The organism is Nocardioides ochotonae (assembly GCF_011420305.2).
Taxonomy (GTDB): domain Bacteria; phylum Actinomycetota; class Actinomycetes; order Propionibacteriales; family Nocardioidaceae; genus Nocardioides; species Nocardioides ochotonae.
Map to the genome: position 1 here is coordinate 2,388,768 of NZ_CP061769.1, position 20,255 is coordinate 2,409,022.

23 protein-coding genes are annotated in these 20,255 nt (G+C 73.0%); 7 read left to right on the forward strand and 16 right to left on the reverse strand.

The genetic code is table 11. From position 1 onward, the window contains the following. Nucleotides 1-164 precede the first annotated feature (164 nt). From HBO46_RS11580 to ctaD, 7 genes are all read right to left on the reverse strand, one after another. Nucleotides 165-356, reverse strand: coding sequence for a hypothetical protein (locus HBO46_RS11580; protein WP_166139385.1), 192 nt, complete (start codon nucleotides 354-356; stop codon nucleotides 165-167). Nucleotides 357-498: 142 nt separating this feature from the next. Continuing rightward, nucleotides 499-996 (reverse strand): DUF1269 domain-containing protein, encoded by a 498-nt coding sequence (locus tag HBO46_RS11585; RefSeq protein WP_166139383.1) that lies wholly within the window; start codon nucleotides 994-996, stop codon nucleotides 499-501. A gap of 119 nt (nucleotides 997-1,115) precedes the next feature. After that, on the reverse strand, nucleotides 1,116-2,900 hold the full coding sequence (locus tag HBO46_RS11590) for a thiamine pyrophosphate-requiring protein (protein ID WP_166139382.1): 1,785 nt from the start codon (nucleotides 2,898-2,900) through the stop codon (nucleotides 1,116-1,118). Between the two features lie 29 nt (nucleotides 2,901-2,929). Next, on the reverse strand, nucleotides 2,930-3,448 hold the full coding sequence (locus tag HBO46_RS11595; RefSeq protein ID WP_166139380.1) for a DUF1360 domain-containing protein: 519 nt from the start codon (nucleotides 3,446-3,448) through the stop codon (nucleotides 2,930-2,932). Then, nucleotides 3,445-4,074 (reverse strand): hypothetical protein, encoded by a 630-nt coding sequence (locus HBO46_RS11600; RefSeq protein WP_224769008.1) that lies wholly within the window; start codon nucleotides 4,072-4,074, stop codon nucleotides 3,445-3,447. The genes HBO46_RS11595 and HBO46_RS11600 overlap by 4 nt, the downstream gene beginning before the upstream one ends. Nucleotides 4,075-4,086: 12 nt before the next feature. Continuing rightward, entirely contained in the window at nucleotides 4,087-5,232 is a 1,146-nt protein-coding gene (locus tag HBO46_RS11605) for a zinc-dependent alcohol dehydrogenase (RefSeq protein ID WP_166139378.1), read from the reverse strand. 205 nt (nucleotides 5,233-5,437) lie between these two features. Continuing rightward, nucleotides 5,438-7,279, reverse strand: coding sequence for an aa3-type cytochrome oxidase subunit I (gene ctaD / locus HBO46_RS11610; RefSeq protein ID WP_317983877.1), 1,842 nt, complete (start codon nucleotides 7,277-7,279; stop codon nucleotides 5,438-5,440). Nucleotides 7,280-7,507: 228 nt separating this feature from the next. On the opposite strand from ctaD, the gene HBO46_RS11615 reads away from it, so the two are divergent. The 4 genes from HBO46_RS11615 to HBO46_RS11630 all read left to right on the forward strand — a co-directional run bounded on the left by HBO46_RS11615 (nucleotide 7,508) and on the right by HBO46_RS11630 (nucleotide 11,136). Then, nucleotides 7,508-8,383, forward strand: coding sequence for a UbiA family prenyltransferase (locus HBO46_RS11615; protein ID WP_166139375.1), 876 nt, complete (start codon nucleotides 7,508-7,510; stop codon nucleotides 8,381-8,383). A gap of 94 nt (nucleotides 8,384-8,477) precedes the next feature. Continuing rightward, nucleotides 8,478-9,554: a type III polyketide synthase gene (locus HBO46_RS11620; RefSeq protein WP_166139373.1), complete on the forward strand. Its 1,077-nt coding sequence runs from the start codon at nucleotides 8,478-8,480 to the stop codon at nucleotides 9,552-9,554. Continuing rightward, the gene (locus HBO46_RS11625) at nucleotides 9,551-10,075 is read left to right on the forward strand and encodes an isoprenylcysteine carboxyl methyltransferase family protein (protein WP_166139371.1); all 525 of its coding nucleotides are present in this window, start codon (nucleotides 9,551-9,553) and stop codon (nucleotides 10,073-10,075) included. Before HBO46_RS11620 ends, HBO46_RS11625 begins: the two co-directional genes overlap by 4 nt. Beyond that, complete coding sequence (locus HBO46_RS11630; RefSeq protein ID WP_166139369.1) at nucleotides 10,072-11,136, forward strand: NAD(P)/FAD-dependent oxidoreductase; 1,065 nt, start codon at nucleotides 10,072-10,074, stop codon at nucleotides 11,134-11,136. The genes HBO46_RS11625 and HBO46_RS11630 overlap by 4 nt, the downstream gene beginning before the upstream one ends. 118 nt (nucleotides 11,137-11,254) lie before the next feature. Here HBO46_RS11630 and HBO46_RS11635 read toward each other — a convergent pair whose 3' ends face one another. Further along, nucleotides 11,255-12,076 carry an MBL fold metallo-hydrolase gene (locus HBO46_RS11635; RefSeq protein ID WP_166139367.1) on the reverse strand — a complete coding sequence of 274 codons (822 nt, stop codon included), beginning with the start codon at nucleotides 12,074-12,076 and terminating at the stop codon, nucleotides 11,255-11,257. Nucleotides 12,077-12,361: 285 nt separating this feature from the next. Here HBO46_RS11635 and HBO46_RS11640 point away from each other — a divergent pair, with 285 nt between their 5' ends. After that, nucleotides 12,362-12,535, forward strand: coding sequence for a hypothetical protein (locus HBO46_RS11640; protein ID WP_166139366.1), 174 nt, complete (start codon nucleotides 12,362-12,364; stop codon nucleotides 12,533-12,535). Nucleotides 12,536-12,573: 38 nt separating this feature from the next. Here the strand turns inward: HBO46_RS11640 and HBO46_RS11645 are convergent, their stop codons facing one another. From HBO46_RS11645 to HBO46_RS11655, 3 genes are all read right to left on the reverse strand, one after another. Next, nucleotides 12,574-13,455 (reverse strand): NAD(P)H-hydrate dehydratase, encoded by an 882-nt coding sequence (locus HBO46_RS11645; RefSeq protein WP_166139364.1) that lies wholly within the window; start codon nucleotides 13,453-13,455, stop codon nucleotides 12,574-12,576. Continuing rightward, nucleotides 13,452-14,150 carry a histidine phosphatase family protein gene (locus tag HBO46_RS11650; protein WP_224769009.1) on the reverse strand — a complete coding sequence of 233 codons (699 nt, stop codon included), beginning with the start codon at nucleotides 14,148-14,150 and terminating at the stop codon, nucleotides 13,452-13,454. The genes HBO46_RS11645 and HBO46_RS11650 overlap by 4 nt, the downstream gene beginning before the upstream one ends. Before the next feature lie 61 nt (nucleotides 14,151-14,211). After that, nucleotides 14,212-14,724: a DUF4383 domain-containing protein gene (locus HBO46_RS11655; RefSeq protein ID WP_224769010.1), complete on the reverse strand. Its 513-nt coding sequence runs from the start codon at nucleotides 14,722-14,724 to the stop codon at nucleotides 14,212-14,214. 299 nt (nucleotides 14,725-15,023) lie between these two features. Here HBO46_RS11655 and HBO46_RS11660 point away from each other — a divergent pair, with 299 nt between their 5' ends. After that, complete coding sequence (locus HBO46_RS11660) at nucleotides 15,024-15,314, forward strand: DUF4193 family protein (protein ID WP_153323850.1); 291 nt, start codon at nucleotides 15,024-15,026, stop codon at nucleotides 15,312-15,314. A 147-nt stretch (nucleotides 15,315-15,461) separates the two neighbouring features. Here HBO46_RS11660 and HBO46_RS11665 read toward each other — a convergent pair whose 3' ends face one another. Genes HBO46_RS11665 through HBO46_RS11680 form a run of 4 tightly spaced genes read right to left on the reverse strand, consistent with a single transcriptional unit; the run spans nucleotide 15,462 to nucleotide 19,059 of the window. Continuing rightward, nucleotides 15,462-15,854: a GtrA family protein gene (locus tag HBO46_RS11665; protein ID WP_166139360.1), complete on the reverse strand. Its 393-nt coding sequence runs from the start codon at nucleotides 15,852-15,854 to the stop codon at nucleotides 15,462-15,464. A gap of 8 nt (nucleotides 15,855-15,862) precedes the next feature. Further along, nucleotides 15,863-16,909 (reverse strand): glycosyltransferase family 2 protein, encoded by a 1,047-nt coding sequence (locus HBO46_RS11670; protein WP_166139358.1) that lies wholly within the window; start codon nucleotides 16,907-16,909, stop codon nucleotides 15,863-15,865. Nucleotides 16,910-16,939: 30 nt separating this feature from the next. Further along, nucleotides 16,940-18,433, reverse strand: coding sequence for a hypothetical protein (locus tag HBO46_RS11675; RefSeq protein ID WP_166139356.1), 1,494 nt, complete (start codon nucleotides 18,431-18,433; stop codon nucleotides 16,940-16,942). A gap of 50 nt (nucleotides 18,434-18,483) precedes the next feature. Then, complete coding sequence (locus HBO46_RS11680) at nucleotides 18,484-19,059, reverse strand: hypothetical protein (RefSeq protein WP_166139354.1); 576 nt, start codon at nucleotides 19,057-19,059, stop codon at nucleotides 18,484-18,486. A 115-nt stretch (nucleotides 19,060-19,174) separates the two neighbouring features. Between HBO46_RS11680 and HBO46_RS11685 the strand changes: the two genes are divergently transcribed. Next, the gene (locus HBO46_RS11685; RefSeq protein ID WP_166139352.1) at nucleotides 19,175-19,933 is read left to right on the forward strand and encodes a PIG-L deacetylase family protein; all 759 of its coding nucleotides are present in this window, start codon (nucleotides 19,175-19,177) and stop codon (nucleotides 19,931-19,933) included. 19 nt (nucleotides 19,934-19,952) lie between these two features. On the opposite strand, the gene HBO46_RS11690 is transcribed toward HBO46_RS11685, so the two are convergent. Next, entirely contained in the window at nucleotides 19,953-20,141 is a 189-nt protein-coding gene (locus HBO46_RS11690) for a hypothetical protein (RefSeq protein ID WP_166139351.1), read from the reverse strand. Nucleotides 20,142-20,255: the final 114 nt, after the last annotated feature.

The following is a 20,255-nucleotide window of genomic DNA, read 5'->3' on the forward strand; positions in this document are numbered from 1 at the left end:
GGCCCCGAGCCCGCGGGCGCGCGTCCGGGAGCGGGCTCACGACGTCTCGCATCGCCTGGTCCGGCGGAGCTCCGTCCTGGTGGCATCGGCTTCCACAGAATCGCCGCAGGGATGCCGAACGGCGACCTCCGCTTCGCCCGGCACGTAGGCCGACCCACGCCCCGCTAGCGTCGGAGGTCCGGGTCGAGCGGGCGCGCGAGGGGCTCGGGGTGGGCGCGGCACCACCTGGCGACCGCGTGTTCCAAGCGGTCCCAGGCCTGCTCGTCGAGCACCGGGCTCGTGGCGTGCCCGACCGCCTCCAGACCTGCGAGCAGACCGAGCTCCTGTGCGGTGAACAGCGCAGGGTCGAGCAGCACAGAGCGCGCGCACGCCAAGTCCCCCGCAACAGCCCACGGTCGTCGCTCATGGCGTCACCCCAGGGGCCCTCGACGCACCGGTGACCCCCCGGCCAGCTGTTCGGCCGGGCGGCCGGCCCGCCGGGGGCCGACCGCCGAACCGTCACTCCTCGGTGAAGACCTTGCGCAGCGCGGCCTCCTGATCCGAGGAGAGGTTGGTGAACAGCAGCTGTGCCGGCTTGTGCCCGGCGAAGGCCTCGTGCACCTTGTCCACGACGGCGTCGGAGGTCATGACGAACAACGCGGAGGTGCCAGGTGTGACCTGGTCGCGCACCTGGGCGATGAAGTCGTCGTCGATCCCCACGTCGGTCAGCGAACCGGCGAGCGCCCCGGTGGCCGCACCCACCGCCGCGCCGAGCAGCGGGACGAAGAAGATCAGCCCGAACAACATCCCCCAGAAGGCCCCACCGAGCGCCCCGATGCCGGTCATGTCGTTGCTCTGGTGGGTCTTGGGCCGCTTCTTCCCCTCCTCCCACGACACGGTGGCGGAGTCGAGGACGTTCACGACGTTCGCCCGTGCGAGCTCGGCGAGCGTGGCGGCGGCCTCGTCGGCGCCTCGGGGGTCATCGAACTTCCACACGGTCAAGGTGGGCTGGGCCATCGCTGGGCTCCTCGCTTGAGCGGGCTCGGCGACCGGTGGGCCGACGAGAGGTGCTCTTCCACCGTGCGGCTCGGCCGGCTGGCGATCCTCACCCGTTCAGGTGGATCGAGGCTCCGCCCTCAGCGCTCCTCCTGGGCGGCCTGCTCCTCGAGCAGCGCCCGGGCGTGCCCGCTGTCCTCCTCCTGGTCCAGCCCGCGGCGGAAGCTGTCGAGCTTCTCCCGACCACCGGGGAACGGCGGCAGCAGCGGTACATCGCGGTCGACGAGCGCCTCGATGACCACCGGGCGGTCCGCGGCGAGCGCCCGCTCCCACGCGGCGTCCACGTCCTCGGGCCGGTCGAGCAGGATGCCGGTCAGTCCGAGTAGCTCGGCGTACCGCGCATAGGGGAAGGCGGGGAGCGTCTGGCTGGCGTCGTAGCGCGGGTCGCCCTCGGTCTCGCGCTGCTCCCAGGTGACCTCGGCGAGGTCGCCGTTGTGCAGGACCAGCACGACGAACCGCGGGTCCGCCCAGTCGCGCCACCGGTGCGCGACGGTGACGAGCTCGGCGATGCCGTTCATCTGCATCGCGCCGTCGCCGACCAGTGCGACCAGCGGCCGGTCCGGGGCGGCGAGCTTGGCCGCCAGCCCGTAGGGCAGCCCGGATCCCATCGAGGCCAGCGTCGAGGACAGGTGCGCGGGCACGCCGGGCGGGAGCCGCAGGTGTCGGGCGTACCAGTAGACCACCGAGCCGACGTCCACGCTGACCAGCGCGTCACCGGGCAGGTGGGAGGACAGCGTGCGTACGACGAGCTCCGGGCTGAGCGGGTCCGCGGCCTGCTCGGCCCGCTCCTGCGCCAGCGTGTGCCAGCGCTCGACCTCGGCCTCGACCTGGCGGCGCCACGTCGTGTCGCGCCGCTCCTCGAGCAGCGGCAGCAGCGCACGCAGCGTCTCCGCGGTGTCGCCCACCAGCCCGACCTCGACCGGGTAGCGGTTGCCGAGGTGGCGTCCGTCGATGTCGATCTGCACGGCGCGCGCCTGTCCGGGCGCGGGGTAGAACTCGGTCCACGGGTCGTTGCTGCCGACGATCAGCAGCGTGTCGCACTGGTCGTAGAGCCACCCCGAGGCGGTGGTGCCGAGGTGGCCCATCACCCCGCAGCTGTACGGCAGGGACTCATCCCAGTGCGGCTTGCCCAGCAGGCTGGTGCTCACCCCGGCGCCGAGCCGCTCGGCGACCTCCGCGACCAGGTCACCTGCGTCGCGCGCCCCCTGGCCGACCAGCAGCGCCACCCGCTCCCCCGCGTTGAGCACCGCCGCGGCCTCGGCGAGGTCGTCGTCGGTGGGCAGCACCCGCGGCGGGCGCCACTGGGGAGCGGTCGGCACCACGCCGTGCTCGTGCGGCGGCACCACCGGAGCGGGCGCCACCTGCACATCGTGCGGGAGCACCACGACGCACGGCGACCGGGTCGCCAGCGCCGTGCGGAACGCCCGGTCGAGGACCATCGCGGCCTGCTCGGGCGCCAGCACCGCCTGCACGTACTGAGCCGCGACGTCCTTGAAGAGCCCGGTGAGGTCGATCTCCTGCTGGTACTCCGCCCCGAGCGCGGTGGTCGGCTGCTGGCCGACGATCGCGACGAGCGGATGGTGGTCGAGCTTGGCGTCGTAAAGCCCGTTGAGCAGGTGCACCGCGCCCGGGCCCTGGGTGCTCACCACGACCCCGACCTCGCCGGTGTACTTCGCGTGGCCCACCGCCATCAGCGCGGCGTTCTCCTCGTGCCGCGCCTGCACGAACGAAGGATCGCCGCCGGCGCGGCGCAGGGCGCCCATCAGCCCGTTGATGCCGTCGCCGGAGTAGCCGAAGACCCGGTGCACCCCCCATGCCAGCAGCCGCTCGACCACCAGATCGGCGACCAGCCGCTCCTCACCCATGTCTTCTCTCCCTCGTCGGTCCGTCGGTGTCAGTCGTCGCGCAGGCGCGCGTAGGCGTGCTGGAGGAAGTCCGAGGCCCCGACGATCGAGAACGTCGCCGCCCAGGCCCGCGCGGCGCGCGGCGCGAGCGCGAGGCCGGCGACGTAGGCGCCGCCGATCCAGGGCCCGAGGCAGAACGGGCACAGCAGCAGTTCGCCGATCGTGTGCCGGTGCCCCTCGCGGGGGCGCTCGTCGACCTCGGCGGCGCCGGCCTCGCCCTCGAAGACGGTGAACGGCGCGCGCAGCGGCGTGGCCACCCCCTCCTTGGCGATGATCCGGGCGAACTTGTGGGTGGCGAGCGCGCCGAGCACCAGGTCGCCGACGGCGTAGTGGTCCGGCAACCGTCCGGTACGCCGCGCCACCAGCGCGGCGAGCGTCGCCGCGCCGGCGTACGTCGTCATCGCGGCGGCGTACCCGGCCTGGCGCTGCGGCTCGTGCGGGCTCTGCGACGGCTCCGGCTCGGTCTGCGCCGAGGCGGGCGTGCCCTCGAACGCGGTCGCGATCCTCATCGGCGCGCCCTCCGGACCCGGCGGGCGAAGCGGTAGCCGGCGGCCCCGGCGAGCACCCACGGCCCGGCCACCACGACCGGGTCGAGCGCATGGTGGCCGACGTCGGCGCGTCCGCGGCCCAGCCGCGAGGCCAGGCCGTGGCGGCGCCGCTCGGAGGGCACCCCGGTCTCGGCGATGAGGTTGTCGGGGCGGGCGCGCAGCAGGGAGGAGGCGAACCCCTCGGCCACGTCGACGCGGTCGGCGGCCATCAGCACCAGCCAGTGCGCCGCCCGGGCCTCGCTGAAGCGGCGGTAGGCGACGCGCCGCAGGAGGCCGGATGCTCCCCGCAGCGGCTGCGCGGTGCCGAAGACCGGTGTCAGGAACGCGTGCTCGATGGACCGCTCACGGCCCTCTCCCCCGGGCTGGCGCTCGGGGAAGGTCCAGTGGGCCCCGGTCGCGGCCGGGTCGTAGACCTCCTGCGGCACCGAGGGTCGGTCCGCCGGGTCGAGGTCGGCGCCCCAGCCCGGGATGCGCGCCCGCAGCACCTCGGCGGACTCCGCGAGCGGCGGCCTGTGCCGGGCGTAGGTGTACTGCGTCATCAGCTCGGCCACGGTCTGCTCCGAGCCGTCGTCGGTCTGTTGGGACATGGAGAGCCTCTCTCAGGTCGCCGGCACCACGACGGGCTTGATGATCCCGTCGAGCTTGGCGGAGAACGTGTGGTAGCCCTCGGCGATGTGCTCGAGGGGGAAGCGGTGGGTGACGAGCTCGCTGGGGCGCAGGTGGCCGTTGCGGATGTGCTCGAAGAGCCGGGGCCACTGCCGCTTGACCGGGCACTGGTTCATCCGCAGGGTGAGCCCCTTGTTGAGCGCGTCGCCGAACTTCACCGCGCTGAAGAGCGGGCCGTAGGCGCCCATCACCGAGACCGTGCCGCCCTTGCGGACGCCGTCGATGGCCCAGTTCAGCGCCACCGGCGAGCCGCCCTGAAGCTTGAGCTTGGCCGAGGTGACGTGCATCAGCAGGTTGCCGTCGGCCTCGGCGCCGACCGCATCGATGGCGACGTCCGCGCCCAGGAACCCGGTGATCCGCTTGAGGTGCACCACGACGTCACGATGCTCGGCGAAGTTGATGGTCTCGGCGTGGGCGAAGGTGCGGGCCTTCTCGAGGCGGTAGTCGAGGTGGTCGACGACGAGGACCCGCCCGGCCCCCATCAGCCAGGCCGACTGCGCGGCGTACAGGCCCACCGGGCCGGCGCCGAACACGACCACGGTGTCGCCCTCGCGGATGGCGCCGAGCTGGGCGCCGAAGTAACCGGTGGCCAGCGCGTCGGTGCACATCAAGGCGTCCTCATCCGACATCCAGTCCGGGATCGGCGCCGGTCCGACGTCGGCGAACGGCACCCGGACGTACTCCGCCTGGCCGCCGTCGTAGCCGCCGCAGGTGTGGGAGTAGCCGTAGATCCCGCCGACCGCGGTGGCGTTGGCGTTGACGTTGTGGCAGTTGGAGTAGAGCCCACGCGCACAGAAGAAGCAGGACCCGCAGTAGATGTTGAACGGCACCATCACCCGGTCGCCGACGGCCAGGTTGCGCACGTCCGGCCCGACCTCGTCCACGACCCCGATGAACTCGTGACCGAAGGTGTGGCCGACCCGGGTGTCCGGCATCATGCCGTGGTACAGGTGCAGGTCGGAGCCGCAGATCGCCGCGAGCGTGACCTTGATGATCGCGTCGCCGGGGTGCTCGATCCGAGGCCGGTCCTTCTCCTCGACCCGGACCCGGTAGGGCCCCCGGTAGACCATGGCGCGCATCCGTACTCCTTCGCTCGGCGTTCATGGGCACGCCCCGCTCGGTCTTGCGGCTGGGTCGGCGTGGCCCCGAACCCCACGTGCCCCGTACGGGACGCGCGGTCACTCCCCCGGACGGGTGGGAACCACCGGACCCCGGGCGTGCCGCGCGTGCCGGCCGACCAGGACGAGCAGGATCAGCATGTGTGGCGAGGGTGATGACGGGTCGTCATCGCAGCAGCAGGATCCCGACGATGAGCATCCCGATCAGCGCGACGACGACACCACCCAGGACGAACATCGCGGTGAGGAACCGCTTGGTCTGGGTGCGCCCGGAGTCCTCGCCGTCGTGCTGCCGCTTCAGTGTCGCGTCCCGCACCGCGCCGGGCGGGATCTCACCGAGCTCCTCGCGGAGGTAGTCGGCGCGCCCGGCCTGGTCGGGCGCGTCCACCATCGCCCCTTCCTCGGGGTCGCCCTCCCGCGGGTTCTCCCGCAGTTCGGTGAGCGCGGTCTCCGGGTGGTGCAGGTCGAACGCCGGGGACTCCGAGCGGATCCGCGGCAGCTGCTCGAAGTTGTGCCGCGGCGGCGGGGAGCTGGTCGCCCACTCCAGCGAGCGCCCCCAGCCCCAGGGGTCGTCGGAGCGGACCTGCGGGTTCCGGCTGGTGATGTAGACGTTGTAGAGGAACGGCAACGTCGAGAGGCTCAGCAGGAACGCACCCACCGTCGAGACCTGGTTGAGGGCGGTGAAGCCGTCCTCGGGCAGGTAGTCGGCGTAGCGGCGTGGCATGCCCTCGACGCCGAGCCAGTGCTGCACGAGGAACGTCATGTGGAAGCCGACGAAGAGCAGCCAGAAGTGCACCTTGCCCAGGCGCTCGTCGAGCATCCGGCCGGTGAGCTTGGGCCACCACAGATAGAACCCGGCGAACATCGCGAACACCACGGTGCCGAACACGACGTAGTGGAAGTGTGCGACCACGAAGTAGGAGTCCGAGACGTGGAAGTCCAGCGGCGGGCTGGCCAGGATGACCCCGGTCAGACCGCCGAACAGGAACGTCACCAGGAAGCCGATCGTCCACAGCATCGGGGTCTCGAAGGACAACGACCCGCCCCACATGGTGGCGATCCAGTTGAAGAACTTCACCCCGGTCGGCACCGCGATCACGAACGTCATGCCGGAGAAGAACGGCAGGTTCACCGCACCGGTCACGAACATGTGGTGCGCCCACACCGCCACCGAGTACAGCGCGATCGCGATCGTGGCCCCCACCAGGCCGACGTACCCGAAGATCGGCTTGCGGCTGAAGATCGGGATGATCTCGGAGACGATGCCGAAGAACGGCAGCGCGATGATGTAGACCTCGGGATGGCCGAAGAACCAGAACAAGTGCTGCCACAGCAACGGTCCCCCGTTGCTGGGGTCGTAGATCTGGGCGTCGAGCAGCCGGTCGGCCTCGAGCATCAGCAGCGCACCACCCAGGATCGGGAAGGCGAGCAGCACCAGCAGGCTGGTGACCAGCGTGTTCCAGGTGAAGATCGGCATCCGGAACATCGTCATCCCCGGCGCGCGCATGCAGATGATGGTCGTGATGAAGTTGACCGCGCCCAGGATCGTGCCGAGACCGGCGATGTAGAGCCCCATGATCCACAGGTCGCCACCGACGCCGGGGGTCCGCACGTCGTCCGAGAGCGGCGTGTAGGCGGTCCAGCCGAAGGAGGCCGCGCCCTCGGGGGTGAGGAAGCCGGAGGCGGCGATCAGCCCGCCGAAGAGGTAGAGCCAGTAGCTCAGCATGTTCAGCCGCGGGAACGCCACGTCGGGAGCGCCGATCTGGATCGGCATCAGGACGTTCGCGAAGCCGAAGAACAGCGGCGTAGCGAACAGCAGCAGCATGATCGTGCCGTGCATGGTGAACAGCTGGTTGTAGAGCTCGTCGTTCACCACCTGCTGGCCGGGGTAGGTCAGCTCCGAGCGGATCAGCAGCGCCATCAGGCCGCCCACCAGGAACCACACGAACGAGGTGGTCAGGTAGAGCTTGCCGATCAGCTTGTGGTCGGTGGTGGTCAGGACCCGCACCAGCTCCCGACCCAGGGGGCGGCGGGGGCGGACGGTGGAGCGTAGAAGTGCCTGCTCTGCGACCACGGCGGCTTCCTCCAGCTGGTGTGCGCAGGCACCGTAGACCGGCACCTGCCGATGCGTGCGGGTAACCCCGAACCGAGGAAACAAACCCCTCCCCTTCGAACCGGTGTGATCGCGCGCCGGTCGGGCACCGGCTCGGGTACCTGGCCGGAGGAGGCAGCGAGGATGGACCGTGCGCGTGCCGCGAAGCTGCACCCCGCGTTGACCGACGTGCCCGGCAGCGGCGCGGCCGCGCGACCGGGTGCCCTCCGCCCGCTGCTGCGCGCGACCCACCCGGGACCGGTCGTGGCCGTGACCATGATCGCGACCCTGCTCGCGGTCGCCGCCGCCAAGCCGGCGGGCACCGTGGTCCTCGTCTGCGCCGCCGTGCTGTGCGGCCAGGTGGGCATCGGCTGGGGCAACGACCTGGTGGACCTGCGCCGCGACCGGGCGACCGGGCGCCGCGACAAGCCGCTGGCCACCGGCGAGGCCAGCGTCCTCATGGCCCGGGCCGCGCTGGGGGTGTCGCTGGTCGCCTGCGTGGCGCTGTCGGCGCTGCTCGGCTGGCGTGCCGCCGTGGCGCACCTGGCCTGCGTCGGGCTGGCGCACTCCTACAACCTCGGCCTCAAGGCGACCGCCTGGTCGTGGCTGCCGTACGCCGGGGCGTTCGGCCTGCTCCCGGCCGTGGCCACCCTGGCGGGGAGCGACCCCGTGCGAGCTGCTTGGTGGGCGGTGCTCGCCGGTGCCGTCCTCGGCGTCGCCGCACACCTGCTCAATGCCGTACCCGACCTCGACGACGACGCGCGCACCGGCGTGCGGGGTCTACCCCACCGCCTGGGCGCCACGCGCTGCCGGCTCACGGCGACCGTGCTGCTCGCGGCTGCGACGGCGGTGGCCGTGCTCGGCCCGGCGGGTGCCCCGGCCGCCTGGTCGCTCGCGGTGCTCGCCGGCGTCGCGGGCCTGGGTGTCGTGGCCCTGGCCGGCTCCGGGCGGTGGCCGTTCCGCGCCGCCATGGCCATCGCCCTGCTCGACGTCGTCCTGCTCGTCGGAGCCAGCGCATGAGCCCGCCAGCCCCTGCCCCTCCCGTCCTGCCCAGTTCCACCCCGTCCTGCCCTGCCCCGCCCGCCCCTGTCCCCACCCGGAAGACGAGTCGACCATGCGCGTTCTGAGCGTCCGCGGTGCCCTCCCCGAGCACCGTCACCCCCAGGCGGACATCACCGCCTCCTTCATCGACACGATGCTGCCCGCCGGCCTGGACCGCCGGGTCGTGGAGCGCTTCCACGGCAATGCGGGCGTGGCCACCCGCCACACCGTGCTCCCGCTGGACGGGTACCACGCGCTCGAGGACTTCGGCGCCGCCAACGACGCGTTCATCGCCCACGGCGTCGAGCTCGGGGCCCAGGCGGTGGTGGACGCGCTCAAGGCGGTCGGCCTGCACCCGAGCGACGTCGACCTGCTCATCTCCGCGACCGTCACGGGACTGGCCGTCCCCTCCCTGGACGCCCGGGTGGCGGGGCGGATCGGCATGCGGGAGGACGTCGTACGCATGCCCCTCGTTGGCCTGGGGTGCGTGGCCGGGGCCGCCGGGATCGCGCGCCTGCACGACTACCTGCTCGGGCACCCCGACGCGGTGGCGGTGCTGATGAGCGTCGAGCTGTGCTCGCTCACCCTCCAGCGCGACGACCCCTCGGTGGCCAACCTGGTCGCGAGCGGGCTGTTCGGCGACGGGGCCGCCGCGGTGGTCGCCGCCGGCCGGGACCGGGCCGCCGAGCTCGCCTCCGAGGGACACGTCCAGCCCGAGGTGCTGGCCGCCCGCAGCCGGCTCTACCCCGCCTCCGAGCGGGTGATGGGGTGGGACGTCGGCTCCGGCGGGTTGAAGATCGTGCTCGACGGCGCGGTCCCCGACGTCGTGCGCCGCTACGTCGGCGACGACACGACCCGGTTCCTCGCCGACCACGGCCTCACCAGCGCCGATATCGAGTGGTACGTCGCGCACCCCGGCGGACCCAAGGTGCTGGAGGCGCTCCAGGAGGCGCTGGGGGTCGAGCGGGAGGCGCTCCAGGTCACCTGGGACTCGCTGCGCGACATCGGCAACCTCTCCTCGGCCTCCGTCCTCCACGTGCTGGCCGACACCCTGCGCGACCGCCCGCCCCGCCCGGGGTCCTACGGCCTGCTGCTGGCGATGGGGCCGGGGTTCTGCTCCGAGCTCGTGCTGATGCGGATGCCGCGATGAGCAGCGAGCTGCTCTACACCGCGATCATCCTCGCGGTCGCGCTCGAGCGCGGCGCGGAGGTCGTGGTCTCCCAGCGCAACGCCGCCTGGGCCCTCGGGCAGGGCGGCGTGGAGTCCGGACGCGGGCACTACCCGGTCATGGTGGTCCTGCACGCAGGACTGCTGGTCGGCTGCCTGGTCGAGGTGCACGCCGCCGACCGGAGCTTCTACCCGGTGCTGGGCTGGTCGATGCTGGCGCTCGTGGTGGTCTGCCAGGCGGTCCGCTGGTGGTGCATCACCGTGCTCGGGCGGCAGTGGAACACCCGGGTGATCGTGGTCCCGCACCTGCCGCTGGTCCAGGCCGGGCCCTACCGGTTCCTGCCGCACCCCAACTACCTCGTCGTCGTCCTGGAGGGCCTCGCGCTGCCGCTGATCCACGGCGCCTGGGTCACCGCGGTCGTGTTCACCGTCGCCAACGCCGCGCTGCTGAGCATCCGGATCCGGGTCGAGGACCGCGCGCTGCGGATGGCCACGGCGTCGTGAGCCGCTCGGTCGACCTGCTGGTGGCCGGCGGCGGACCGGCCGGCCTCGCCACCGCGCTGCACGCGGCCCGCGCCGGGTGGGACGTCGAGGTCTGGGACCCCCGCCGCGGCACGATCGACAAGGCCTGCGGCGAGGGGCTGATGCCGGGCGCCCTGGCCGCCCTGCACGAGCTCGGCGTCGATCCGCCCGGTCGCGACCTGCACGGGGTGCGGTACGCCGCGCACGGCCGCGCCGCCACCGCCCACTTCCGCCACGGTCCCGGCCGCGGGATCCGGCGCACCGCCCTGCACGCGGAGCTGACCCGCGCCGTGCAGGAGGCCGGCGTACGCGTGGAGCAGCGGGCGGTCGGCGCCTTGCGCCAGGACGCCGACGAGGTGCGCGTCGAGGACGTGCGCGCCCGCTACCTCGTCGCCGCCGACGGCCTGCACTCCCCCGTCCGGCGCCGCCTCGGCCTGGCGGCTCCCGCTGCCCGCCACGCCCGTTTCGGCCTGCGTCGCCACTTCGCCGTGGCTCCGTGGTCGCCGTACGTCGAGGTGCACTGGGCCTCGCAGGTCGAGGCCTACGTGACCCCGGTCGGGCACCACCTCGTGTCGGTCGCCGTGCTCGGCGCGTCCAAGGCGGCCTACGACGCCCACCTCGACGCGTTCCCCGAGCTGCGCAGCCGCCTCGAGGGCGCCGCGCCGGCCAGCCAGGTCCGCGGCGCCGGGCCGCTGCGCCAGGGCGCACGCCGTCGGGTCGCCGGGCGGGTGCTGCTCGTCGGCGACGCCGCAGGCTATGTCGACGCCCTCACCGGCGAGGGGCTGGCGCTCGGCTTCGCCCAGGCGCAGGCAGCGGTCACGGCGCTGCTGGCCGGGGACCCGCAGCGCTACGAGCGGGACTGGGTGCTGCTGACCCGCCGCTACCGCTGGCTCACCGCGGGCCTGCTCGCGGGCACCCGGCTGCGCCCGCTGCGCCGCGCCATCGTGCCCGCCGCACTCGCCCTGCCCCGGATCTTCGACGGCGCGGTCAACGAGCTCGCCCGGCCGGTGGGGCCGCTCACCACGGCGGCCGGGTCCGCCTGAGCCCCGGCCGGGCTCGACCGGATCCAGACCCGAGGCGAGGACGGGTACGGCGAGACGAAGGCGGCCGAGTACACACCGGACTTCGCGGACCCCTGGCCGGCCCGCTGGGCCCCGCCGGTCACGGACGCTCGTCGTCGACCAGCGAGCCGGTGTCCAACGCCACCACGTCGCCTCGTGCGACCGTGCGGACCCGGGTCGGCAGCCGGCGACGGGCGCACTCGTCGGTGAAGTCCGAGAGCGGCGAGCGGAAGACCGTGTAGTCGTCGTAGTGGATCGGCACGGTCACGGCGGGCTCCAGCAGCTCGACCAGATCGGCTCCCTGGCGCCCGTCCATGGTCACCAGGAGGCCGAGCACCCGGGTGCCGCCGAGGTGGACCGCCGCGGCGTCCAGCGGGCCGGTCCGCTGGGTGACCTCGCGCAGCCACGGCCGGTAGAGCGTGTCCCCGCTCAGGTAGAGCCGGAACTCCTCCCCGGCCGGGTCGACGAGGTGCAGCACGCTGCCCATCACCGAGGGCAGCAGCGGGCGGGCCAGCAGCGGGGCATGGGTGCCAGGCACCGCCGTCACGGTGAGCGACCACCCGTCGCGCTCGTGGCGCGAGCTGGTCCAGGTGTCCAGCGGCTGCGCCTGGCGGAAGCCCCACCGGCTCAGCCGGCGCGCGGCCGCGTGGGTCGTCAGGATCGGCAGGTGCCGGTCCAGCTCGGCGCGCGCCACCCGGTCGAAGTGGTCGCCGTGCAGGTGCGAGAGCACCAGCAGGTCGATCGGCGGGAGGTCGCCCGGTTGCAGGGAGGGCTCCGTGCGGCGCCGGGAGAACAACCCCTTGCCCAGGTACGCGCGCTGCCCGCGGTGCAGGAAGTTGGGATCGGTGAGCACCGTGAACGGCCCGAGCCGCAGGATCGTGGTGGCCGTGCCGACGAACTCCAGGCTCGCCGCGGTGGTCATCAGCGTCCCCCGCGCGGGTCGGTCACGGCTCGTGCCGCACGGAACGCCGGCGGCGGGGCGGGGTGTCGGTGCGCCATGAGCCCCGGTGTCCCGAATGCCGCTCCCCCATGACCCAGACCGCATGACCCGCCTCGTGACTCGGTCCCCGGCGCCCGGGGCAGGGCTACGTTGGCGGGAGGGACAACCCCTCCGGGTGGGCTTCGCAGCACCTCACGAGGTCACCGGGATCGTGTCCCCGGCGGCGGGTGCTCCCGCCACCAACCCGGTCGAAGCTGGGAGACCACCGTGCTCACGCTGCTCGTGATCGTCACCGCGCTGGCCGGGGCCAGCCTGATCGTGAACCTCCTCCTGCCGCTGCTCGACGACGTACGCCGGCGGCGGCGCTCGGTGCGTGCGCGGATGGCCCGGCTGATCACCCGCGGCACGTGGTGGGCGAACGACAGTCACAAAGCCCGGTAGCCGTGCCCGGTAGCCGAGGGCCGGCCGGCCCTACCGCGTCAGCGCAGCTCCTCGAGGACGCCCGGCACCGCCCCGGGGAGGGCCCGCGCGAGGTAGCCGACCTGACCGACTGCGCTCGCCAGCCGCTCCCCCGCACGCGCGTGGAGATAGGCCCCCCACACCGCTGCCTTCGCCGGCTCCTCGCCACGGGCCAGGAGCCCGGCGACGATGCCGGCCTGCACGTCGCCGGAGCCGGAGACCCCGAGGCCCGGGCCGCCGCCGGCGACCGCCCAGGTCTGCCCGTCCGGCGCCGCGACATGCTTGGTGGCCGCGCCCGCGAGGACGACCGCCTGGCAGCGGGCCGCCAGCTCGCGTGCGGCATCGAGGAGCGCCTCGTCCCCGTCGAGCTCGTCGCGACCGAGCATCCGGGCGAGCTCGACCGGGTTGGCCGTGACCACCGCTCGTCCCGCCAGGTGGCGCAGCCCGTCCGGGTTCTCGGTGAGGTAGGCAGTGCCGAGCGCGTCGATCACCACCGGGCACTGCACGCGCGGCAGCACGCCGGCGAGCAGCGTCGCCGCATGGGCGGGGTCGCTGAGCCCGGGCCCGGCGAGCAGCACGTCGGCGGCCTCCGTGCGGTCGACGACGCGCTCCACGCATCCAAACCCGATGTCGCCCTCGTCGTCCTCGGCCAGGTCGAGGACCTGCGCCTCCGGGACCGCGACCCCGAGGGCGGCCGACACGCTGGCCACGGTGGCCAGGGCCAGCTTGCCCGCCCCGGCCCGCAGCGCCGCCTCGCCCGCCAGCCGCAGCGCGCCGGGGGTGGTCCGGCCGCCGCCGAGCACGAGCAGCTCGCCGCGCGCGGCCTTGGAGCTGCCCGGCTCGGCCAGCGGCCAGTCGCGCAGCGCCGCGGGGGTGACGACCAAGGGCGCGGGTGCGTTCATCGCGAGTCCTCCTCGGTGACGGCCGCGTCGGACCGCTCCACGGCACGGGTGTCGGCGAACGCGTCGAGCGCGTACCCCTGCTCGACATGTCGGTAGCGGGTCATCGAGGCGTTGGGGATGTCGACGTCGCCGTCGAGCGCCAGCAGGTCGGGTTCGCCGATCCCCTCCAGCACGTAGCGGAAGGTCATGATCACCGCCTGGTGGCTGAACATCCAGATCCGCTCCCCGTCGTACCCGTGGCGCAGGTCGGCCAGCAGGCCACGCACCCGCAGCGCGACGTCGGCCCAGCTCTCCCCGCTCGGCGGCTGGTAGTAGAACTTCCCCAGCCGGCTGCGCCGGGCGGCCTCCTCCGGGTGGCGCGCCCGGATCCCTCGCCCGGTCAGCCCGTCGAGGGCGCCGAGGTCGCGCTCGCGCAGGCGCTCGTCGAAGGACACCGGAAGACCCGCCCGCGCGGCCGCCACCTCCGCCGTCTGCGCCGCGCGGCGGTACGGCGAGCTGATCACCAGGGTCGGCCGGAGTTCCTCGGGCGCGTCGCTCATCCAGCGCCCGAGCGCCTCCGCCTGCTCACGACCGGTCTCGGACAGCTCGACGTCCGCGTCACGCACCGTGAGCTCCAGCTCCTCGGCACCTGCCTCGCGCGCCGCCCGGTCCGCCTGGTTGCCGACGCTCTCACCGTGACGGACGAGGGTGAGCACGTGAGGTCCGCTGAGCCATCGAGGATGCACGTGCGCCCCGTACCCCGCACGACGCGATTGCTCACATGGCCGTCTGGCTGCCGATGCCACCCCGGACCACGCGCAGGCCCACCAGGCCCATCACGACCATCGCCACGCCGAGCACCAGGTGCAGCCAGTTGTCCGCGGAGTTCAGCGGCACGAAGTTCGCGTCGCCGTGGTGGTCGATGACCAGGCCGTAGACCCAGAGCCCGAGGTAGGCCACACCGCCGACGAGGAGGTACCCGGCCGCGTGGATGCCGCGGCGAGACAAGGCGATCCCGGCGACGCCGAAGAGCAGGTGCAGCAGGTTGTGCAGCACCGAGACCTGGAAGACCCCCAGCAGCTCGGCGCCGCTGTGATGGCCGGCGAACTCCAGGTCGCCGACGTTGGTCGTGACGCCCGGGACGAAGCCCAGCACGCCCACCACCAGGAACAGCGCCCCGGTGCCGAGCGCCATCGTGCGGGCGAGGCGCTCACCGGGCGAGGGCGCCGCGATGCCGCGATGGGGACTGGGCTCCTGCGGCTGCGCGCGGCCGGGTGTCTGCTCGGTCATGAGTTCCTCCTGAGATCGCGAGAGCCGGGGCCCGATGCCCTGCTCGGTAGGTGAGCTGTATCCCCCGCCGTGGGTCACGAAGCACCTCCGAAGGCAGGAAATAGGGGCCCAGGCGGAGCGCTGCGGACCCCGCTTCCGGGCGCCGTGTCGAGTCCCGAAAGACCCTTGCGTTTTCCGCTCCGATGGGCACAGCGTGAGGTACGCCATGCACGAGGGCGTCCGGCGGGAAGGCACCTCCGGACACACGCTGGACCTGCCGTATCGTGCGGCGCTCCGCTGCTCACGAGGAGGTGGTCGCTGTGGCGACCGATTACGACGCACCACGCAACCGGCCCGAGGACGAGCCGGAGGCCGATTCGATCGAGGCCCTGCGGGGCAATCCGACCGAGAAGCAGTCGCCCAAGGTCGACGTCGACGAGGACACCGAGGGCGACTCCTTCGAGCTTCCCGGCGCCGATCTGTCCCACGAGGAGCTCCACATCGTGGTGACTCCGCGCCAGGACGACGAGTTCATGTGCTCGCGCTGCTTCCTGCTCCACGGCCCCTCGATGCGGGTGCCGGGCACCGACCACTGCCGCGACTGCGACTGAGTCGAGCCCTCGGCTCGCTGCCTGCCGACACGGCAGTAGCGAGCCTCTGAGTCCCGGGCGGTAGTCCGTGACGTAGGCGCCTGTGCAGGACACCTCCACAGGCCCGTACGACACGGACTACCCCAGGCTCACCCCTCGGGCGGCGGCTCAGACCCCGGCCCGGGCCCTCGTGGGCCAGACCAGGTAGCGGTAGGCCACGAAGTTCACGACCACCGTGATTCCCGTGGCGAGCAGCTTGGCGAGCGGTGCCGGGCCGAGCGCGAGGAGCAGGTGGATCAACACCGGCTGGAGCACCCACATGCTCACGCCGGTCGTGGCCAGGAACCGCGCCGCGTCGCGCCAGCGCAGTCGACCGGCCTTGAAGACCAGCAGACCGTTGACGGTGAAGCTGAAGGCCATGCCCGCGCTCGTGGAGATCAGGTTGGCCAGCACGATGCCGAGGTGCTCGTGCAGCAGCGTGAACAGCACGACGTCGATCGCGGTGTTGACCACGCCGACCGCGGCGAAGCGCACCGCCGAGGAGTCCAGCAACGCGCGCACCCGAGCCTTCAGCGCAGGCTCCCGCTCGTGGTCTCGCCGGCCAGCTCCGCGCCCGCGGCACGGACGTCGACGCCCAGGCCGCGGGTGACGGGCGTGCGGTGCGCTCCCCGCGCCTGGAGGGCGACCGAGTAGAGCGGACGGTCCTGGATCTCGACATATACCCGACCGAGGTAGGAGCCGATGACGCCCATCATGATCAGCTGGAGGCCGCTGAGCAGGAACATGCCGACCCCGAGGAAGGCCCACCCGGGGACCGCGCTGTCCGGGGTGAGCAGACGCACCGCGAGCACGTAGACGGCGAGCAGCAAGCTGATCCCGGAGATCAGGTAGCCCAGGCGCGAGATCATCCGCAGCGGCGTCGTGGAGAACCCGAAGATCCCGCTCGCGGCGAAGGCCACCATCTTCTTCCACGGGTAGCCCGAGGTGCCGGCGAAGCGCGAGTCGCGGTCGAACAGCAGCGCCTCCTGGCGGAACCCGACGTGCGCCACGATCCCGCGCAGGAAGCGCTCGTGCTCGCGGTAGCGGTTCACCTCCGCCACCACGCGGCGGTCCATCAGCCGGAAGTCGCCGGTGTTGCGCGGGATGTCGATCGAGGCCAGCCGGGCCAGCAGCCAGTAGAAGAGGTACGCCGTGAGCCGCTTGAAGCGGGTGTCCTTGCGGGTGCGGCGCTGGGCGTAGACGACATCGACGCCGCGCTCCCAGACCTCGATCATCTCCAGGCTCACCCGGGGCGGGTCCTGGAGGTCGGTGTCCATCACGATCACGGCGTCGGCGTCCTCGGCCTGGTCCAGCCCGGCCGTCACCGCGATCTGGTGGCCGAAGTTGCGGGAGAACCCCAGGACGCTCACTCGCGGATCGCGCTCACGCAGCTCGAGCAGCCGCTCGAGCGAGGCGTCGCGACTGCCGTCGTCGACGTAGAGGAACTCGAAATCGAGGTCGGGCCGGGCGTCCGTCGCCTCGATCAGCGCGGTGTGGAACGCACCGATGTTGGCCTCCTCGTTGAAGACCGGCAGGACGTAGGTCACCGCTGGACGGGTGTGCGAGGTGGGGCCCATGGTGCACGAGTCTAGGGAAGAAGAGCCCTCTTATCCGGCAGACGCGAGGGCCATGATCCCTATCACCACCAGCACCGTGCCGCACGCGAGCAGCACCTGCACGCGAGTGAGCCACGTCCCGAGCGCCCGATCCCGCTCCCCGACGGCGATCTCCGGCGTGTCGACGGGGGTACGGCGCAGCAGCAGCTGGCCCAGCAGGAGGGCCGCCGCCAGGCCCAGCACCGGCGCCGCGGTGGTCCAGTACCGCGGGCCCGCGATGTGCACGAACGGTTGGGTCAGCAGCGCGCCGAGCGACAAGGTGAGCAGCACGCTCACGACCTGGTCCTCGCGCCAGCGGCGTACGACGCCCACCAGCAGGGCCGCCCCGATCGCGAACGCGCCCCACACCATGCCCCGCGTCACCACGTCGACGACGGCGTCGTGCGGACGGTCGGGGTCGGTGTCGGGTCGCAGGTAGCTGTAGAACCGCTCCGGGTGGCGCACGTAGGCGTCGAGGTTGTCGAGGACGTCGCTGGCATAGCTCGCCGCGGTGACGTCTCGACGCGCGTACGCCGACATCTGCTCGGCCACGTCCATCTCGGAGAGCCCGGTGGCGCGCGCGGTCTCCCGCGAGTAGCGCAGCGGGCTGAACCACGCCGTCGAGCCCGGGTCGCAGGGCCCGAAGCAGACCTGGCTGCGGTCGCCGAAGGTGTTGGCCAGGACCGTGGGGACCGAGGTCGTGGTCATCACCGTGCCGCCCAGGCTGCTCGACGCGGCGAGCGACCACGGCACCAGGAGGCCCACGAAGGTCAGCGCCCCGAGGCCCGCGGAGACCACCGCGCGTCGTCGCTCGGCCCCGCGCAGCAGCGCGATCGCGGCCACGAGTGCCACGACGCCGAGGCCGGCGACCAGCAGCGCGGCGCTGGAGCGGAAGTAGACGACCGCGATCGCCACCAGGCCCAGCCGCGCCCCCTGGGCGAGCGTCGGCGCCTCACCACGACGCAGCACCCGGCTGAGCTCGACCAGCTCGACGATCAGCAGCACCACCAGGATGCCGGCGAACAGGTCGCCCCAGGCAGCCATCGAGAACGCCGCCCACACCGGCACCAGGCCCGGCAGCACCAGCAGCGCACCGGCGTACACGACCCCCAGGCTGCGGTACACCCGCAGCACGGTGGCGAGGAAGACCAGGCTGGTCACGATGCCGAGGTAGCCGCGCAGCACCGCGATGTCGGCGTCCGGGACGACGAGGTAGAGGGGCGTCAGCAGCATCGCCATGCCGGGCATGAACCAGCCGCTGCTCACGACGTTGCGCTCCACCTCGGCCCAGTCGGGCCCGGTGAAGGTGACTGCGTCCCGCAGCATGTTGGACAGCGCCTTGCCGCCGTTGACGTACGACGACTCGTCGCCGACCAGCTGGCCCTGGGCGATCTGGAGGTACACGACCAGCTTGATGGCCAGGTGTGCGAGGACCAGGGCGAGCAGGACCCGCTCCCCGCGCGACCGGGCCTGCCACCAGGTCCGCACTCGACTCTCGGGACTCACAGGACGCTCAGGACTCACAGGGATCACGGGCCGCGCGGGGCTCTCGGCGCTCACGGGGCCACCTCGAACCGCTTGGTGACGAAGCTGTTGTCGCAGTCCGGGTCGGCCGACGCGCGCTCGGTGGTCGGCAGGTCCAGCTCGACGACACCCCGGACGATCGGGTCGGGCGCGGGGTTGTCGAGCTCGGTGAGCCGGATCTCGACCCGACCGGCCTCGCTGGGCTCGCCGGCCACCGTCCGGCGCCCGACCAGGCCGTCGGAGGTGGTCTCGGTCGCGTAGCCCGCCACGGTGAGCGCCGCCTCGAGCCGGTCGCGCACCTCGGCGCGGTCGAGCAGCGACCAGTGCAGCACCAGGTGCCGGCGGGCCCGGTCGCCGGTGCCGATGTCGCCGTCGGTGCGCACGACGTAGGGGAAGTCGAGCTCCAGGCCCTCCGGCAACGGGTAGCAGCCCACCTCCAGCGGGTCCGCCGCCAGCTCGGGGCGGTAGTTCCCGGTCGGCTCGGCCCGTCCCTGGGTCGCGCCCACGAGAGCGAGGACGACCAGTCCGGCGACGGCGAGGAGGACGGCGTGGGGCGCGCGCAGCGCCCGGGCCCGGGAGGAAGGGGCAGCATGATCGGCACGAGGCATAACGGCCCGATATTAGGCGCTCGGTGCCCCCGCCACGCGGAGGATGCCGAACTCGGGGCGGCGGATCCGCGGCCGTGTGCTGGGCAGCACACGGCGGCGCTGCCACAGTGGAGGCATGACCCCCGACGTCACCACCCCGCCGGCCCCGCTGGCACCCGTCGCCGAGGACTGGGACCGCGCGCTCTGCGTCGTCGCCCACCCCGACGACCTCGAGTTCGGCGCCGCGGCCGCCGTCGCGCGGTGGACCGGCCAGGGCAAGCAGGTCGTCTACGCCATGGTGACCAGCGGCGAGGCCGGCATCGACGGGCTGCATCCCGAGCAGTGCCGCGGGCTGCGGGAGGCCGAGCAGGTCGAGTCGGCCCGCATCGTCGGGGTCGACGTCATGGACTTCCTCGGCCTGCCCGACGGCATCCTGGAGTACGGCGTGGCCCTGCGCCGCGCCATCGCGGCTGCGGTTCGCCACCACCGCCCGGAGATCGTCGTCACCAACAACTTCCGCGACACCTGGGGCGGGCGCAACCTCAACCAGGCCGACCACATCGCGGTGGGCCGCGCCACCCTCGACGCGGTGCGCGACGCCGGCAACCGCTGGGTGTTCCCCGAGCAGCTCACCGACGGCATGGAGCCCTGGGGCGGCGTCCGGGAGGTCTGGGCCGCCGGGTCCCCGCAGGCGGCCCACGCCGTCGACACCACCGCGACCTTCCAGGCCGGCGTCGCCTCGCTGGAGGCGCACGAGGCCTACATCGCCGGACTGGGCTGGGAGGACTGGGACGCCGGCGAGTTCCTCGAGGGCGCGTCCCGCGGCGCCGGGCAGCGCCTCGGCACGACCTTCGCGGCCGCCTTCGAGGTCTTCCCCATGGGCTGGGGCAGCTGAGCGGACGCTCGGGCCGGGCTCAGTCCCGTGGTCTCACGTGCTCGGCACGCACCCATCCGTGGGCGAGCTCCCACGCGCGCACGCCGCCACCGGATGCCCACACCACCAGCGCCTCCCAGTGGCCCTGGACGCGGCGCCACTCCAGGATCAGCCCGGGGCTGCGCTCCTGCCAGCGCCCGGTGCGGCAGACCCAGACGTGGCGGGGCACGTCGTGTCCCTGCAACCCTGTGACCTGATCTCGCACCCCCTCAGATTAGAACATCTGTTCGAGACGCGCCAGGGTGGGTCGGTGCCGAGCGGCACGACCCCGCTCAGTCCTCGG